This window comes from Methylovirgula sp. 4M-Z18 (assembly GCF_037890675.1).
Classification (GTDB): Bacteria; Pseudomonadota; Alphaproteobacteria; order Rhizobiales; family Beijerinckiaceae; genus 4M-Z18.
In genome coordinates this window covers 3,525,078-3,540,887 of record NZ_CP149574.1, presented here as the reverse complement: position 1 = coordinate 3,540,887, position 15,810 = coordinate 3,525,078, and the positions used below count along the sequence as shown (strand labels likewise).

Genomic DNA, 15,810 nt, shown 5'->3' with positions numbered 1-15,810 from the left:
CTGCAGGTGCCCGCCTCACGTCACTGCTGCAAGGCCGAGTGCAAGCAGGCGGTCAAGCTGCGCGATTTCGGCGGCGGTCAGCACGATCCCTTCGCTTTCCGATTTGGCGCGCGCGAGAAAGCGGCGCTGCGAGGGCAGGCGAGCGCCTTGGCCGACGATCTGATCGAAGAGGGATTCCGCTCGCGCAAAGGGGTCGCCGCGGCCCGCGGCGAAAGCTTCCGGTGCAAAGGCGATGATCAGTTCGCCATGGCTCGGGGCAAGCGTTGTCGTGCCGAGGCGCGCGAGCGCCTCGGGGCTGGTCAGGTCGCCGATCATCACGCCCGCCAGCAGCTCGATCATCGTCGAAATGGCCGAACCCTTATGGCCGCCGAACGGCAACATTGCGCCGGCAAGCGCGGCTTCTGGATCAGTTGTCGGGTGACCTTCGGCATCGACGGCCCAACCTTCGGGCAGCGGCTTGCCGGCGCGGCGATGCAGTTCGATCTCGCCCCGCGCGGCAACCGAGGTGGCAAAGTCGAAGACATAGGGCGGCCTGTCTTTACGCGGCCAGCCGAACGCCAGAGGATTGGTGCCGAGCAGGGGCTTGCTGCCACCCGTCGGCGCGACGGTGGCATAGCTTGGGCACATGACCAGCCCGGCGAGTCTCTGTTCCGTGACAGCTTCGACCTCCGGCCAAAGCGCGGAAAAATGCACCCCCTCGTTGATGACAAGCGCGGCGAGGCCATGCGTGCGGGCGCGGGATGCCAGGACAGGCAAGCCAAGCTCGAAAGCAGCATTGCAAAATCCGCCCTTGGCATCCACCTTGACGATCGCATCAGCATCCTGCGGCAACAGCTCCGGCTTTGCGTTGCCATTGACCTTTCCTGCCTTTACCGTGCGCAACGTGCCTTCGATGCGATAGATGCCGTGCGATTTGCAGGCGTCGCGTTCGCCGGCAACGATCACCCGCGCGACAGCGCCCGACTGGATCGCGTTGAGCCCGGCATTGCGCAGGATCGCCTCGACGCGCCGTTGCAGCGATGCGACGGTCAGGGTGATGGAATTGCTCATCTTTTGCCCTATATGGTGATGCCTGTCCCATAACCGAGAAGGCGGTTGATTTTGTTAAATACATATAGTATACAAAAAATCGACACTTGTAAATCAACCGGCACGTCCTGCTTGGGGCGCACCCAAAGACGCAGGCAGAGGGACGGCAGATGAGCTTCACCCCGATTGGCAAACACCTCATTGCAGGCGAATGGCGCGACGGCGCAGGCACCTTTGCCTCCGCTCCGGCGCATGGCCCTGTCCATCATTACGCTGTCGGCACGGTCGACCTCGTGAACCAGGCCTGCGAAGCCGCGGAAGATGCATTCTGGACCTACGGCTATTCCTCGCGAGGGGTCCGTGCCGCCTTTCTCCGCGCCATCGCCGATGAGATCGAGGCACGCGCCGATCAGATCACCGAAATCGGCAGCCAGGAGACCGGCCTTGCCGCGGCGCGGCTGCAGGGCGAGCGCGCGCGCACGACCGGTCAGTTGCGGCTTTTTGCCGATCATATCGAAAAGGGCGATTATCTCGACCGCCGCCGCGACGAGGCCCTGCCAAACCGGCAGCCTGCCGCGCGGCCGGAGATTCGCCTCATCCAACGACCGATCGGTCCGGTTGCGGTTTTCGGCGCCTCAAATTTTCCGCTGGCTTTTTCCACGGCCGGTGGGGATACGGCTGCGGCTTTGGCTGCAGGCTGCCCGGTCGTGGTCAAAGGCCATTCGGCCCATCCCGGCACGGGCGAGATCGTCGCGCAGGCGGTCGAGGCCGCAATACATAAGACCGGTCTTCATCCCGGCACTTTCTCGCTCATCCAGGGCGGCAGCCGCGATATTGGTCACGCATTGGTCAAGCATCCGCGCATCAAGGCAGTGGGCTTCACCGGGTCGCTGGCAGGGGGGCGCGCCCTGTTTGATCTCTGTGCCGCGCGGCCAGAACCCATTCCGTTTTTTGGCGAATTGGGTTCCGTCAATCCAATGTTCGTGCTGCCGAACGCTTTGGAGACGCGGGCCGAGGCACTCGGCGAGGGCTGGGCAGGCTCCCTCACCATGGGCGCAGGCCAGTTCTGTACCAATCCAGGCATTGCGGTCGTCGTCGATGGGACCGCCGCCAACCGCTTTGCAACGGCGACGACCGCAGCCCTGCGCAAAGTCGCGCCACAGACGATGCTGACGGATGGGATCGCGGCGGCCTATCGCGACGGCCAGGCGCGTTTCGCAGCCCGCAATACGGTCAAGCCGTTGTTGACGACAGAATCGTCTGGGCGCGAGGCCTCGCCCAATTTGTTCGAAATCTCAGGCGCCCAATTCCTCGCCGACCACGCTTTGGGCGAAGAGGTTTTCGGGCCGCTTGGTCTTGTGGTCCGCGTTGAATCGCTCGACGAAATGGAACAGCTTGCGCGCGGGTTTGAAGGACAATTGACCGCAACTGTCCATATGGATGCGGCGGACATGGATGCGGCGCGCCGTCTTCGCCCGATCCTGGAGCGCAAAGCCGGCCGTGTGCTGGTGAACGGCTTTCCGACCGGGGTCGAGGTCGTCGATTCGATGGTGCACGGTGGCCCTTATCCGGCGTCGACGAATTTCGGTGCAACCAGCGTCGGCACCATGTCGATCCGCCGCTTCCTCCGCCCCGTCGCCTATCAGAACATGCCGGACGACATGCTGCCCGGCGATTTCTTCGATTGATCGGTTGGGCAACAAAATCGCGGTCCAGGCAAATGTGCAATCATGGCTAAACCCGATGTGATCGTGATCGGCGCCGGCGTCGTCGGGCTCTCCGCAGCCATCGCCGCGCAGGCGCGCGGCCTGTCGGTCGTCGTCCTCGACCGCGAGGGGCCGGCGGCCGGGGCTTCGGCCGGCAATGCGGGCGCTTTTGCATTCACCGACATTTTGCCGCTTGCCTCGCCGGGTATCCTGAAGAAGGCGCCGAAATGGCTGCTGGATCCGCTTGGCCCGCTGACGGTGCCGCCCGCCTATGCGCTGCAGATCCTGCCGTGGATGTTCCGGTTCTGGCGCGCGTGCGCGCCGTCCCGGGTCGCTTATTCAGTCGCCGCGCAGACCGCGATGATGGATCTTGCCAAGGCCGAGTTGGAGCCGTTTCTGGCGGCGACGGGCACGGCGCCGATGCTGCGCAAGGACGGCAACCTTCAGGTCTATGAGAGCGACGCCGAGTTTCGCGCGTCTTTGCCGGGCTGGCAGGCGCGCGAGGCGCACGGCATCGCGTTTCAGCATCTGAATGCGGTCGAGATGGCGACACTGCAGCCAGGCCTTGCACCACGGTTCATCAAAGGCACTTTCACACCCGATTGGTATTCGATCGCCGATCCGAAACTCTTCACTTTGGCGTTGGCGGAGCATTTTCGCGCGCGGGGCGGAATCATCGAGCGCGCCGAGGCGAAGGCTTTGTCGCCGGCCGACGGAGCGGTCGATGTTGTCGCCGCGGATGGTGCCCCGCGGCGCGCCGATCATGTTGTGCTCGCAGCTGGTGCGTTCTCGCATCGCATTGCCCGCACCATCGGCGAACATATACCGCTCGAGACCGAGCGCGGCTACAACACCACGCTACCGACCGATGCTTTCGATCTGCGCACGCAGATCACATTTGGCGGGCATGGCTTCGTCGTCACCCGCTTATCGACAGGGATTCGCGTGGGCGGTGCGGTCGAGCTCGGCGGGCTGTCGCTGCCGCCGAATTTCCGTCGCTCGGAAGCCATGCTAAAGAAGGCGCAAGCATTCCTTCCCGGCTTTAAAACCCAAGGCGGAACACAATGGATGGGGTTTCGTCCTTCGCTGCCCGACAGCTTGCCCGCCATCGGCAAAGCAGCTGCGACGTCGCGGGTGATTTATGCGTTCGGTCACGGTCATCTTGGGTTGACACAAGCCGCCGGCACGGCGCGCCTTGTGGCTGACTTGCTTATGGACCAACCACCACCCATCGACATCTCGCCTTTTTCGCCCCAACGATTCTGACAGAGGCTTCGACAGTGACCACCTACACGTTTTCCTGCATCGACGGGCACACTTGCGGCAATCCGGTTCGCCTCGTTTCCGGTGGCGGTCCGCGTCTCGAAGGCGCGAACATGCTGGAAAAGCGCGCCCATTTCCTGCGGGAGTTCGATTGGATCCGCACCGGCCTGATGTTCGAGCCGCGCGGGCATGACATGATGTCCGGCTCGATCCTCTATCCGCCGACGCGGCCCGATTGCGATGTCGCCGTGTTGTTCATCGAGACGTCCGGTTGCCTGCCGATGTGCGGCCACGGCACCATCGGTACGATCACCATGGGGATCGAGAATGGCCTGATCACGCCGCGCGAGCAGGGCAAATTGTCGATTGATGCGCCCGCGGGCAAGGTGGACATCACCTATCGGCAAGAAGGCCGCTTCGTCGAAGAAGTGCGGCTCACCAATGTGCCTGGCTTCCTTTACGCGGAAGGATTGACAGCCGAGGTCGAAGGCTTGGGCGAAATCGTCGTCGATGTCGCTTACGGCGGTAATTTTTACGCGATCGTCGAGCCGCAGAAGAATTTCCGCGATATGGCAGATCACACCGCCGGCGAACTCGTCGGCTGGAGCCCGAAGCTGCGTGCTGCGCTCAATGCAAAGTACGAATTCGTCCATCCCGAACATCCGGAAATTCGCGGATTGAGTCACATTGAATGGACGGGCAATGCAACGCAGCCCGGCGCGCACGCGCGTAACGCCGTGTTCTACGGCGAAAAAGCGATCGACCGCTCGCCATGCGGGACAGGTACATCGGCTCGCATGGCGCAACTTGCAGCCAAAGGCAAGCTGCAGGTGGGTGACGAATTCGTACATGAATCGATTATCGGCTCATTGTTCAAGGGCCGTGTCGAGGCTGCGACGAAAGTTGCCGGGCGTGATGCGATCATCCCCTCCATCTCGGGCTGGGCGCGGATGACAGGTTTCAACACGATCTTCATCGACGATCGCGATCCCTTCGCGCATGGCTTCGTCGTGAAATGATGCCAAAGGTCGCCAAGAGCGACCTTTTGGACCGCTCTTCATTTTTCGCTCCCGCCTTGAAAAGGCGAAAAATGAAGAAAGGAACCAACGGTCACTCTTCGTGACCGTTGGTATGATCTGACAGCGTCCAGAGACGGCATGGTGCAAGCGGTGAAAAATATTTTCTAAAGAGGCTTGTGATGCGGAGCACGAAAATCGTTCATGTGATTTCGGCGCATGCCGAGGGCGAGGTTGGCGACGTCATCGTGGGCGGCGTCGCGCCGCCGCCAGGTGAAACGCTGTGGGAGCAGAGCCGGTGGATCGCGCGGGATCAGACCTTGCGCAATTTCGTCCTGAATGAACCGCGCGGCGGCGTCTTTCGCCATGTGAATCTTCTGGTGCCGCCGAAGCACCCGGAAGCGGACGCAGCCTTCATCATCATGGAACCGGAAGATACGCCGCCCATGTCGGGGTCGAACTCGATCTGCGTCTCTACGGTGCTGTTGGACAGCGGCATCCTGCCGATGCAGGAACCGGTGACGAATATCACGCTCGAAGCGCCAGGCGGGCTGGTGCGCGTGCGGGCTGAGTGTCGCGACGGCAAAGCCGAACGTATCTATGTCCGCAACTTGCCAAGCTTTGCGGATCGACTCGATGCCAAATTGGAAGTGGCGGGGCTCGGGACGCTCGATGTCGACACGGCCTATGGTGGCGACAGTTTCGTCATTGTCGATGCAGCCGCGATGGGGCTCAAACTGACGTCCGATGAGGCGCATGACATCGCGCGACTTGGCGTGCGGATTACGAATGCCGCGAATGCGGCGCTTCAATTCGATCACCCGGAAAATCCCGATTGGCGGCACTTTTCCTTCTGTCTCTTTGCCGGCCCCGTCACGCGCACGGCGGAAGGCCTGCGCGCAGGCGCAGCCGTCGCAATCCAACCGGGCAAGGTCGACCGTTCGCCGACTGGCACGGCGCTTTCCGCGCGGATGGCAGTGTTGCATGCGCGCGGGCAAATGCGAGAAGGCGAACAATTAATGGCGGTCTCGCTGATCGGTTCGACGTTCTCAGGTCGGATTCTCGGAACGGCCAAGGTCGGCGACAAACCTGCGATCCTGCCGGAGATCTCAGGCCGCGCTTGGATCACCGGCGTGCATCAACATATGCTCGATCCGTCGGATCCATGGCCCAGCGGATACAAACTGACCGACACGTGGGGGGCGCGCTGATATTGTGAGGAGTGGCGAGATTCGCGCAACTTGGGATGGAAATCCTCGCGATTTGGTAACGACAGCTCCTGACCGGAGCCACTGCGAACCAAGGCCGCCATGTCGAGGCAAACATCAACCGGCAAAGCTTTTCGCCTTGGGCGCCCAATCAGCCAATGGCCATACAAACAATGATGGTCGACTCCAGACGAGGCTCAGATTTTGAATTCGAGGCCAATCTCCATGATCTGTTCCGCTGGAATATTAAAATAGGCACCGGGCCGCTGCGCGTTGTGATGCATAAGCGCGAAGAGACCCTCGCGCCAGCGTGCCATACCATCCTTCAGGCCGCCCGCGATGATTGTCTCGTGTCCGGTGTAGTAGGTGACCTTCGACAATTCGCATTTGGCGATCTGCTCGCGGGCAAGGGCCGTCCGCAGACCGTCCGGCACATCCGGGCTTTCCATGAAACCGTAGCGCAGCTCGACGCGGGATATGTCGTCGGAGACTTTGCTGATGATGGCTCGCTCCTCTTCCGGGACGCGGGGCGTCTCCGCAACCTCAACCGCGACCAGCAGCACCTTTTCATGCAGAACGTGGTTGAGCTTGAGATTCTGCGACAATGCGAGCGGAATGCCTTTCGTCATACGGCCGAGCACGACCGCCGTCCCGGGAATGCGGAAAGGCGGGTTCGTCTTGAGGCCGGCGTTGAAGTCGGTGACCGTCTGGCGGATCGCGAGCCGCGCCAGATCCATGATCTCTTCACCGCGCCGCCATGTCATCATGATGAAGGCAATGATGAAGGAGATCGACAGAGGGAACCAACCGCCTTCCAGCAGCTTCGTCGAAGCCGAACCGAAGTACAGGAGTTCAAGCAGGAAGAGACTACCGTTTACAATGATGATAATCAGCGGACTGTGTTTCCATTGCAGCGCCACGAAGGCCGCAAGCACCGTCGTGATGACCATCAGGAGCGACACCGCGATACCATAGGCGCCTGCCAGCGCATCCGATGAACGAAAGCCGAGGACGGCGGTCAGTGTCGCGGCGGCGAGAACCCAGTTGACGAGAGGCATATAAATCTGCCCGCGTTCGTGCCCCGCCGTGTGGATAATGTTCATACGCGGCAGGAAACCGAGCTGGACCGCCTGCTGCGTCAGCGAATATGCACCCGTAATGATCGCCTGTGAGGCGATGACGGTTGCGGCCGTCGCCAACGCAATCAGCCCATAGTGCGACCATTCGGGCGCCAAGCGATAGAAGGGATTTTCGATGGCCGACGGATCGGCCAGCAGGAGGCCGCCCTGGCCGAAATAGTTGAGCGTCAGCGTCGGCAACGCAACGGCGAACCATGCGACGCGGATAGGGAACGGTCCGAAATGGCCCATGTCGGCATAGAGTGCCTCGCCGCCCGTGACCGCGAGGAAGGCGCTCCCGATCACCGTGAAGGCGAGCGGGCCGGCGTGCCAGAGATAGTCGATGGCGGGCCACGGGCTGAAGGCTGCGAGGATCGCCGGTCCTTTCATGATGCCGCTGACGCCAAGGACACCGATGACCGCGAACCAGACCAACATGATCGGTCCGAAAATGCCACCAATCCAGCTCGTCCCCTTCTTTTGGAAAAAGAACAAGACGACGAGGATCACGACGGTCAGCGGCACGACGACATGTTCTGTTTGCGGCGCATAGACCTTGAGACCTTCGATCGCGCTGAGCACCGACATAGCGGGCGTGATCGCCCCATCGCCATAGAGCAAGGTCGCCCCAACGAGGCCGACGATCATGAACAGTGCGCGCGCTGCGCTCTTCTTCGCGCGCTGCGGGCTGACCAAAGCGAGCAGAGCGAGAATGCCGCCCTCGCCGTGGTTGTCCGCGCGCATGATGAGAATCGCATATTTGATCGAAATGACGACGATAAGGGACCAGAAAATCAACGAAACGATGCCGATAACAGCGTCCGAAGCCGGACTGGCGCCGGTCGGCGTCGCAGAATTAATCGCAACCTGCAAGGCGTAAAGCGGGCTTGTCCCAATGTCGCCGAAGACGATGCCCATGCAGGCCAAGGCGGTGGCCGTTACGCCGCGGGAGCGCTCATGGGCAAGACCTGTCTTGGCGGTCGGCGTCATGGCGAACTCCCTTTTGTTCTTGGAGATTATTTTGCGTTTCACTCTTGGTAATATCTCGCGCTTTTCTCGACAAGCCGATTTAATACCTATTTTTCGATCATTCTCGGCGCGACTTCATTTTCTGTGCCGGCTCAGCGGCATCGCTTCGGCGACGAAGTCCATTGTCGTAGCGGTTGCCGGGCACAAAGCGCGCATCGTTTGCACACGCAGGACGAAGTTGCTCGACAACATGCCGTTGGACCAATTGCGCCGAGCCGTCCGCATGTATAAGCGGCGGTGCAAAATTCGACCTCGTTAAGGACAAGCGCATTCGACACCTCTATCTTGGGGGCGATATTTGAGAATCGTTACCATGTGCGTTCGGCTTAGCGATCCTGGCGCAACGGTGCCGATGACGGAGTGTGCAATGGAAAAGAAATCCGCGCCGAAAATCCCCCGTTCGGACTGCACGATATGGGCGGTGGTAAGATGAAATCATTTTTGGCAATCTGATCGGCGGCTTTCCCGATCTTCCACCGTCGCGCGGCTACTGATCAAAATCTCTCCTCGCAAGAAGAATCCTTTTCCGCGTTGCTGTCCAATCACGGAGGTCGAAATGACGGACTATGACGTTGTAATCAGAGGTGGCACCGTCGTCACGGCGACCGATCAATTCAAGGCCGACATCGGCATCGGCGATGGGCGGATACAGGCTGTTGCCGAAACGTTGAAGGGCGCCCGTCAGATTGATGCGTCTGGCCTCCTCGTCATGCCGGGAGGCGTCGATACCCATTGTCACATTGAGCAACTGCGCGTGGACGGCACCGCCGACGAGGATGGCTTCATAACCGCCAGCACCTCCGCGCTTATCGGCGGAACCACGACGGCGATCACCTTCTCCGCCCAATTCAAGGGCCACCCGATCGGCCCCTCCCTTGCCGAATACCACCGTCGTGCCGGCTCGGCCATGATCGACTATAGTTTCCACCAGATCATTACCGATGTGACCGACGCGGTCATTCATAAGGAGATCCCGGCCTTGGTGGCGGCGGGCATCCGGAGCCTGAAGGTCTTCATGACCTACGATCCGCTGCATGTCGACGACCGCGGGCTGCTGCGCGTGCTTGCCGCCGCGCGACGAGCCGGCGCGCTCGTGACGTTGCATTGCGAGAATTACGAGGCGATCCGGTGGCGGACCGAGGCGCTGCTGGCGGCCGGCCATACCGCCCCGAAATACCACGCGTGGGCGCGCCCCGAAGTGGTTGAGCGCGAGGCGGCCTATCGCGCCATCGCGCTGGCGGAATTGGTCGATCAACCAATCCAGATCTTTCACGTCTCCTGCACGGAAGTGGCCGAGGAGATCGCTCGGGCGCAGGCGCGCGGCGTGAAGGTTTGGGCTGAAACTTGCCCGCAATATCTGGTTTTGTCCGCGGATGACATGGATCGCCCGGGCTTTGAAGGCGCAAAATTCATGTGCAGCCCCGCGCCGCGAGAGAAGGGCGCCGCCGAGGGCTTGTGGGCGCAGATCCGGCGCGGCACGCTGGATATCGTCTCATCCGATCACAGCGGCTTCAGCTTCGGCACGGCGCAGGGCAAGGGAATTGCCGGCGGCGCGAATAATTTCCGAGATATCGCCAATGGCGTTCCCGGCGTGGCGGCGCGTCTTCCCCTCCTGTTCAGCGAAGGGGTTGCGAGGGGGCGGATCGACGCCAGCGAGTTTGTGCGCTTGACCGCATATAATCCGGCGCGTCTGTTCGGGCTGACGGGCAAGGGTCGCATCGTACCGGGCGCCGATGCCGACCTCGTTCTGTGGGACCCGTCGAAAAAGGTCACGCTGACCAATACAATCATGCAGCATAACATCGACTATACGCCGTATGAGGGCATGGAGGTGACAGGCTGGCCGGTGATGACGCTTCTGCGCGGGCAGATCGCCATGCGCGACGACAAGGTCGAGGCTAAGCCCGGCAGCGGACGCTTCATTCCACGCGGACCCTATGACCTGATCAAGCCGACGGGGAGGCTTCCCAACGGCTTTGATGCGTCCGCCTTCGCCTGAAGCTGACGAGGTTATTCCAAACAAACGAATGTGGGTAATTTCGATCGGATCAGAAACTGACAGTCGAGCGTTGCGCGCGAACGGCAGCTTCGGGGCGGGCATTCCCGCCGTGTCTGCACACAATGCCGACGTATGTGGCGGCCGCATCGAACGTCGTCTAGGGGCCAAAAGCGGACCACCTGTAATGTCTCGCCCGGTCCCGGGTTGCACTGCGCCACCACGTTTCCGGATATTGGCTCTCCGTCAACCTCCACGGGCGTAGTGCACGATATTTGCCGAGATCATCGCTACCAGCGATTCGCGGTTGGGGTCGCGCGTGCCCCGTATCCAGGCGGCTGCGAGGGGCAGGCATTTGAGGTCGGACGCATCCAAGTCCGTAATGGGGAGGTAGATGACGCCCTGAGTGCCAATCCGCGCTGTCCAGCGCGGCACAATGGCCAGCCCCATGCTTTCCGCGACCAGCGTAATGATGGTCTGCTTTTCGTCAGCGACCTGGCTGATGTCGGGTGAAAGGCCCGCATGCGCGAATAGCCGCATAGTAAGATCATGGCTCCACGGGCGCGACCGCCTGTCGGGCACAATCAGCGGATAATTGGCGAGCGTCGCGATGGAGACAGCGGTCTCTGTCGCCAGCGCATGCCCCACCGGGACAGCAACGACAGCGGTTTCATAAAAGAGTTCGAAAAATTCGATCTGGCGGTTGCGCGTGGCGGGCGGCCGCACGAAAGCAAGGTCAAGCCTGCCGGAAAGCAGTTTTGGCAACAGTCGTGTGGTCTTCTCCTCGATCAGTTCCACCAGGATAGCCGGATGCGCGGCCCGGAAATCGCGCAACAGTTGCGGGATAAGGCCGACAGAGGCGGTGTCGATCGCACCAATGCGCAAGACGCTCGCCTTTTGCCGACCACGTTCCCGAAACTTGTGTCTCAACGCGTCGGCTTCCTCAAGCAGCCGGGTGGCGCGAACCAGCAATTCCGCACCAGCCGGCGACAGGCTGACGCTGCGTGTCGTACGCACAAAAAGGTCGGAGCAGAGGTCCTTCTCCAGCGCCTGAATGCGGCGGCCTAGCGCCGCCGGCAGCATATCTAGGCGCTGCGCCGCCCGGCCGAAATGTAGTTCCTCGGCTGCGGTCACAAAACAACGCAGGTCTTCAAGGTTCATCGGCCTGCATCCTGCAACAAAGTGCTATTGTCTCATGATTATTGCAAAATAATATATAATTCCACACCAATTGAGATCCGATACCGACCGAGGCTACCTCCGTTCCCCATGCCGTCTACGCAATTCGCCGGAAAAGGCGAAGCGGAAAAGGCTTCGGGAGGAACATCATGGCCGCAGATCTTGCTAGCCGCACCATGCAACGCGCGAGCTGGCGCATTATCCCGCTCATCATGGTGCTTTATTTCGTTTCCTATCTGGACCGGGTCAACATCGGTTTCGCAGCGCTGACGATGAACAAGGAACTCGGCATCACCGACGAAGCGTTCGGGCTGGCTTCCGGTATTTTCTTCTGGGGCTATTTCCTGTTTGAAGTGCCGTCAAACATCGTTCTGGAAAAGGTCGGCGCGCGGATCTGGATTGCGCGCGTGATGATCACATGGGGCATCATTTCCGGTGCTTTCGCGTATGTGTCCGGCCCGGCGAGCTACTATGTGTTGCGCTTTCTGCTGGGGGTCGCGGAAGCCGGCTTCTTCCCTGGCATCGTCCTATACCTCAGCTACTGGTTCCCAGCGCACCGTCGCGCAGCGGTGACATCGTTGTTCATGGCCGCCGCACCGATCTCGACGGCCATTGGGTCGCCTGTTTCCGCTGCGCTGCTGCAAATGGATAATTTAGCCGGTCTGAAGGGCTGGCAATGGATGTTTGTTCTGGAAGCCCTGCCGGCGGTCCTGCTCGGCGTCTTCGTATTCTTTTTTATGACCGACCGGCCTCAACAGGCGCAGTGGCTGAAGGACGATGAGCGCCGCTGGCTGGTGGAGACCATGGATGCCGAAATCGCCTCACGCAAAGCCCATGGCCACGCGAGCCTGTGGCGCGGTCTCGCCGATCTTCGCGTGTTGATCCTCGCAGTGATCTATCTCGGCACGTCAGCAGGGCTCTATACGCTCGGACTCTGGGCGCCGCTTCTCATGAAGAGCTTCGGCCTTTCGACGACCGACATCGGTTGGCTGAATGCTATTCCGTCCATCATTGCCGTCGTCGCCATGTATCTCTGGTCCTGGAATTCCGACCGCACTGGCGAGCGTACATGGCATGTGGTGATTGCCGTGCTCGTCGCGGCGGGCGGCCTCGCCTTTGCGGCGGTGGCGCAATCGGTGGCCGGCGTTGTTCTGGCACTGACGCTCGTCAACATCGGCATCAGCGCGTCGAAACCGCCGCTCTGGAGCATGCCGACATTGTTCCTTTCCGGCACGGCCGCGGCGGCCGGCATCGCCACCATCAATTCTATCGGCAACCTCGGCGGCTTCGTTGGCCCTTATGCCATCGGCTGGTTGAAGCAGACGACGGGAGGCTATGCGGCCGGACTTCTCGTCGTCGCAGCCCTGCTCGTTCTCTCGGCCGTGCTCACGCTCGTTCTTGCGCGCGGCCAAAAAGCGTCCTGATCTTTCACACAACCACAAAGGAGACATTCGAAATGAAGACATACAAGATCGCAGCCATTCCAGGCGATGGCATCGGCACCGAAGTTGTTGAAGCGGGCGTGCAAGTGCTCAAAGCGCTGGCGGCGCGCGAGGGCAGCTTTGCCTTTCAGTTCGATCATTTCGACTGGGGCGGCGAATATTACAAAGTACACGGCCGCATGATGCCGGAAAACGGCCGCGACCAGATCCGCCATCACGATGCAATCCTGTTCGGCTCGGCCGGTCATCCGGAAATCGCCGATCACGTCACGCTCTGGGGCTTGCGACTTGCCATTTGCCAGCCGTTTGACCAGTACGCCAATGTGCGCCCAACCCGCGTGCTGCCCGGCATCACCTCGCCGTTGCGCAAAGTAGAAAACAAAGAACTCGATTGGGTGATCGTGCGCGAAAACTCGGAGGGCGAATATGCCGGCATCGGCGGTCGGGTACATCAGGGCCTGCCGATTGAAGCGGCCACCGATGTCTCAATCCTCACGCGCGCCGGCGTTGAGCGCATCATGCGCTTTGCTTTCCGTCTTGCGCAATCTAGGCCGCGCAAGCTGCTCACCGTCGTCACCAAGTCGAATGCGCAGCGTCATGCGATGGTGATGTGGGACGAAATCGCCGCCCTCATCGCCGCCGAGTTCCCGGATGTAACATGGGACAAGATGCTGGTGGACGCCATGACCATGCGCATGGTGATCAAGCCGGAAACCATAGATACGATTGTCGCGACCAACCTTCACGCCGACATTCTCTCCGACCTTGCCGCCGCGCTCGCCGGCTCGCTTGGCATTGCGCCGACCGCGAACCTCAACCCGGAACGCACCTTCCCCTCGATGTTCGAGCCGATCCACGGCTCCGCCTTCGATATCATGGGCAAGGGCATCGCCAATCCGGTGGGTACCTTCTGGTCGGCGGTGATGATGCTCGAACATCTCGGCGAAAGGCCCGCTGCTGATCGGCTGATGAAGGCGATCGAACGCGTCACGGCCGACGAGCGCTACCATACGCCCGATCTTGGCGGCTCATCGAACACGGCAGAGGTGACTGATGCCGTGATTGCCGCGATCCAGGGCGCCAACGATTGACCCACGATCTGCGAGAGTGAGACCATGGACGGCGCCGCCCTTGTTCGTGCGATGTTCGATGCGGCGGCCGCCGCCGTCCAGCCGGATATTGCGGTGCCAAAGTATCTTCCACCTCCGCCGAAGGGTCGCACGGTCGTTGTCGGTGCGGGCAAAGCGGCGGCCTCCATGGCCCTTGCGGCGGAAAAAACGTGGCCCAAGGACAAGCCGCTCTCGGGCCTCGTCATCACGCGATATGGAGACGGTGAAGCATTTAAGGAAAGGGATGGAGCAGGCCTCTTCGCCGTCTCGCGAGCGCGGCGCTTCTCGTCTTCGGGAGTGAATCGGTCGGCATAGACGACCGTGATGCCGCGCTCGTCCTTGCCGCCCAGGGACAATGCCTGTCGAAACGTGAGCCAACCCCGGCCGGAGAAACCGCGCTCGATGACGCCACCCCAGAGGATCAAGATGTTGATGCCGCAGCAGTTATTAATGTAGACGACCATTGCGGACCCCAGGGCATCTCGCTCGGCTGAGACGACTTACCCGATGGACGGCAATTCAGACGTCCAATGATGTTGAGACGAGGTCTCAGAGTGCACTTCAGGCAGATTGCAGCGGGCGACTTTTGTACTTGAGGACTTCCAGCGACCGTTATTGAGCATCGGCAATAACGGCACGATGCCTTAGATGGCCGCGACTGTGCCACTGGCGATCATCTGCCGGCAGATTGACAAACGCTCATTTTGCACTGCGCCCGCTGAAATTGCGCCGCATATGGATCTTTGGCTAGCCCTTCTCTCTGACGGCGCAATCCCAGCGCTGAAAACGTCGTCCAAAAGCGGTCGAATTTGCCCAGCCTGGGCCAAGCTAGCTCCCAACCAGAGCGGGCCGCATCACGATGGTCGGTGAATTGTATTATATAATTATAAAAATTGTATCACGATATAATACAATTTTCTTGACATCGATCAGAGCACGTGCGATTGACCGTTCAACGCGCTAGCTTGCCGCACACTTAACCGGGCCGAACATTCAGGAGGTTCCCGTGAAGAGCAGCAAAAGCAGCCTGTATGACGATTTGAAACGCCAAATTCTCACGATGGAGCTGGATCCTGATGAGGATCTCGACGAGGTCGCCTTGGGGGAACAGTACGGAGTGTCCCGCACGCCGGTGCGCGAAATCCTTCGGCGGCTTGCCGGCGAGGGCTATCTCGACATCAGGGAGAACCGCGGCGCGAGGGTGGTGCCGATGAACCATTCGACGCTGCGCAATTTCTTCCTCGTTGCGCCGATGATCTATGCGGCGATTGGCCGGCTCGCCGTGCAGAGTTTCAGGCCCAAGCAAATGTCGGAGCTTCAGGGCGCGCAGGAGCGCTTCCGGGCAGCGGCGAAAGCCCGCGACCCCTACGCGATGGTGATCGAGAACAATCGCTTCCATGAAATCATGGGAGAGATGTCGGGCAATGTTTACCTGCAGTCCAGCCTCGGCCGGCTTCTGATCGATCATGCCCGGATCGGCCACACGTTCTTTCGGCCGACGAATGAGGATATGGAGCGGCGTCTGCACGTCGCCGTCGAACATCACGACGCCTTCATCGCTGCAATTGCGGCGCGCGACGAAGACACGGTCGTCGACCTCGTGTTCGAACATTGGGAGCTCTCGCGGGAGAACATGGAAATGTTCATCGCCCCGCAGGGAATGAAGGCGGACGCCCTGGTTGACGGGTCGGTCGGCCCATAGATGGAGAAACTGC

11 protein-coding genes and 3 pseudogenes are annotated in these 15,810 nt (G+C 60.9%); 10 read left to right on the top strand and 4 right to left on the bottom strand.

Annotated elements, in window-relative coordinates; all coding sequences use genetic code 11:
• Positions 1-15 precede the first annotated feature (15 nt).
• The gene (locus V9T28_RS16465; RefSeq protein ID WP_116400124.1) at positions 16-1,050 is read right to left on the bottom strand and encodes an Ldh family oxidoreductase; all 1,035 of its coding nucleotides are present in this window, start codon (positions 1,048-1,050) and stop codon (positions 16-18) included.
• Positions 1,051-1,199: 149 nt separating this feature from the next.
• Here V9T28_RS16465 and V9T28_RS16460 point away from each other — a divergent pair, with 149 nt between their 5' ends.
• The 4 genes from V9T28_RS16460 to V9T28_RS16445 all read left to right on the top strand — a co-directional run bounded on the left by V9T28_RS16460 (position 1,200) and on the right by V9T28_RS16445 (position 6,225).
• Complete coding sequence (locus V9T28_RS16460) at positions 1,200-2,717, top strand: aldehyde dehydrogenase (NADP(+)) (protein WP_116400123.1); 1,518 nt, start codon at positions 1,200-1,202, stop codon at positions 2,715-2,717.
• 42 nt (positions 2,718-2,759) lie between these two features.
• Entirely contained in the window at positions 2,760-4,001 is a 1,242-nt protein-coding gene (locus tag V9T28_RS16455) for an NAD(P)/FAD-dependent oxidoreductase (protein ID WP_116400122.1), read from the top strand.
• A gap of 14 nt (positions 4,002-4,015) precedes the next feature.
• A complete protein-coding gene (locus V9T28_RS16450) occupies positions 4,016-5,017 on the top strand; it encodes a 4-hydroxyproline epimerase (RefSeq protein ID WP_116400121.1) in 1,002 nt (333 codons plus the stop codon).
• A 179-nt stretch (positions 5,018-5,196) separates the two neighbouring features.
• Complete coding sequence (locus tag V9T28_RS16445) at positions 5,197-6,225, top strand: trans-3-hydroxy-L-proline dehydratase (protein ID WP_116400120.1); 1,029 nt, start codon at positions 5,197-5,199, stop codon at positions 6,223-6,225.
• A 194-nt stretch (positions 6,226-6,419) separates the two neighbouring features.
• Here V9T28_RS16445 and V9T28_RS16440 read toward each other — a convergent pair whose 3' ends face one another.
• Complete coding sequence (locus V9T28_RS16440) at positions 6,420-8,330, bottom strand: potassium transporter Kup (protein ID WP_116400119.1); 1,911 nt, start codon at positions 8,328-8,330, stop codon at positions 6,420-6,422.
• Between the two features lie 112 nt (positions 8,331-8,442).
• Here V9T28_RS16440 and V9T28_RS16435 point away from each other — a divergent pair.
• Both V9T28_RS16435 and hydA read left to right on the top strand, forming a co-directional pair.
• Positions 8,443-8,544: pseudogene (locus tag V9T28_RS16435) on the top strand (carboxylating nicotinate-nucleotide diphosphorylase); the annotation flags it as partial.
• Between the two features lie 381 nt (positions 8,545-8,925).
• Entirely contained in the window at positions 8,926-10,368 is a 1,443-nt protein-coding gene (gene hydA / locus V9T28_RS16430) for a dihydropyrimidinase (RefSeq protein ID WP_116400118.1), read from the top strand.
• A gap of 243 nt (positions 10,369-10,611) precedes the next feature.
• Here hydA and V9T28_RS16425 read toward each other — a convergent pair whose 3' ends face one another.
• A complete protein-coding gene (locus V9T28_RS16425; RefSeq protein ID WP_116400117.1) occupies positions 10,612-11,526 on the bottom strand; it encodes a LysR family transcriptional regulator in 915 nt (304 codons plus the stop codon).
• A gap of 167 nt (positions 11,527-11,693) precedes the next feature.
• Between V9T28_RS16425 and V9T28_RS16420 the strand changes: the two genes are divergently transcribed.
• The 3 genes and pseudogenes from V9T28_RS16420 to V9T28_RS16410 all read left to right on the top strand — a co-directional run.
• On the top strand, positions 11,694-12,968 hold the full coding sequence (locus V9T28_RS16420; RefSeq protein ID WP_116400116.1) for an MFS transporter: 1,275 nt from the start codon (positions 11,694-11,696) through the stop codon (positions 12,966-12,968).
• 32 nt (positions 12,969-13,000) lie between these two features.
• Complete coding sequence (locus V9T28_RS16415) at positions 13,001-14,077, top strand: tartrate dehydrogenase (RefSeq protein WP_116400115.1); 1,077 nt, start codon at positions 13,001-13,003, stop codon at positions 14,075-14,077.
• Between the two features lie 24 nt (positions 14,078-14,101).
• Positions 14,102-14,266, top strand: a pseudogene (locus tag V9T28_RS16410) (DUF4147 domain-containing protein); the annotation flags it as partial.
• Positions 14,267-14,314: 48 nt separating this feature from the next.
• Here the strand turns inward: V9T28_RS16410 and V9T28_RS16405 are convergent.
• Positions 14,315-14,532, bottom strand: a pseudogene (locus V9T28_RS16405) (ArdC-like ssDNA-binding domain-containing protein); the annotation flags it as partial.
• A 623-nt stretch (positions 14,533-15,155) separates the two neighbouring features.
• Here V9T28_RS16405 and V9T28_RS16400 point away from each other — a divergent pair.
• Positions 15,156-15,797 (top strand): GntR family transcriptional regulator, encoded by a 642-nt coding sequence (locus V9T28_RS16400; RefSeq protein WP_245424050.1) that lies wholly within the window; start codon positions 15,156-15,158, stop codon positions 15,795-15,797.
• The last annotated feature ends 13 nt before the right edge of the window (positions 15,798-15,810 follow it).

Excerpts from the sequence above, each read along its gene's own strand:
- V9T28_RS16420 (WP_116400116.1), top strand. The coding sequence starts at position 11,694 with ATGGCCGCAGATCTTGCTAGCCGCACCATGCAACGCGCGAGCTGGCGC.
- V9T28_RS16400 (WP_245424050.1), top strand. The coding sequence starts at position 15,156 with ATGGAGCTGGATCCTGATGAGGATCTCGACGAGGTCGCCTTGGGGGAA.
- V9T28_RS16455 (WP_116400122.1), top strand. The coding sequence starts at position 2,760 with ATGGCTAAACCCGATGTGATCGTGATCGGCGCCGGCGTCGTCGGGCTC.
- V9T28_RS16460 (WP_116400123.1), top strand. The coding sequence starts at position 1,200 with ATGAGCTTCACCCCGATTGGCAAACACCTCATTGCAGGCGAATGGCGC.
- hydA (WP_116400118.1), top strand. The coding sequence starts at position 8,926 with ATGACGGACTATGACGTTGTAATCAGAGGTGGCACCGTCGTCACGGCG.
- V9T28_RS16465 (WP_116400124.1), bottom strand. The coding sequence starts at position 1,050 with ATGAGCAATTCCATCACCCTGACCGTCGCATCGCTGCAACGGCGCGTC.
- V9T28_RS16440 (WP_116400119.1), bottom strand. The coding sequence starts at position 8,330 with ATGACGCCGACCGCCAAGACAGGTCTTGCCCATGAGCGCTCCCGCGGC.
- V9T28_RS16425 (WP_116400117.1), bottom strand. The coding sequence starts at position 11,526 with ATGAACCTTGAAGACCTGCGTTGTTTTGTGACCGCAGCCGAGGAACTA.
- V9T28_RS16415 (WP_116400115.1), top strand. The coding sequence starts at position 13,001 with ATGAAGACATACAAGATCGCAGCCATTCCAGGCGATGGCATCGGCACC.
- V9T28_RS16445 (WP_116400120.1), top strand. The coding sequence starts at position 5,197 with ATGCGGAGCACGAAAATCGTTCATGTGATTTCGGCGCATGCCGAGGGC.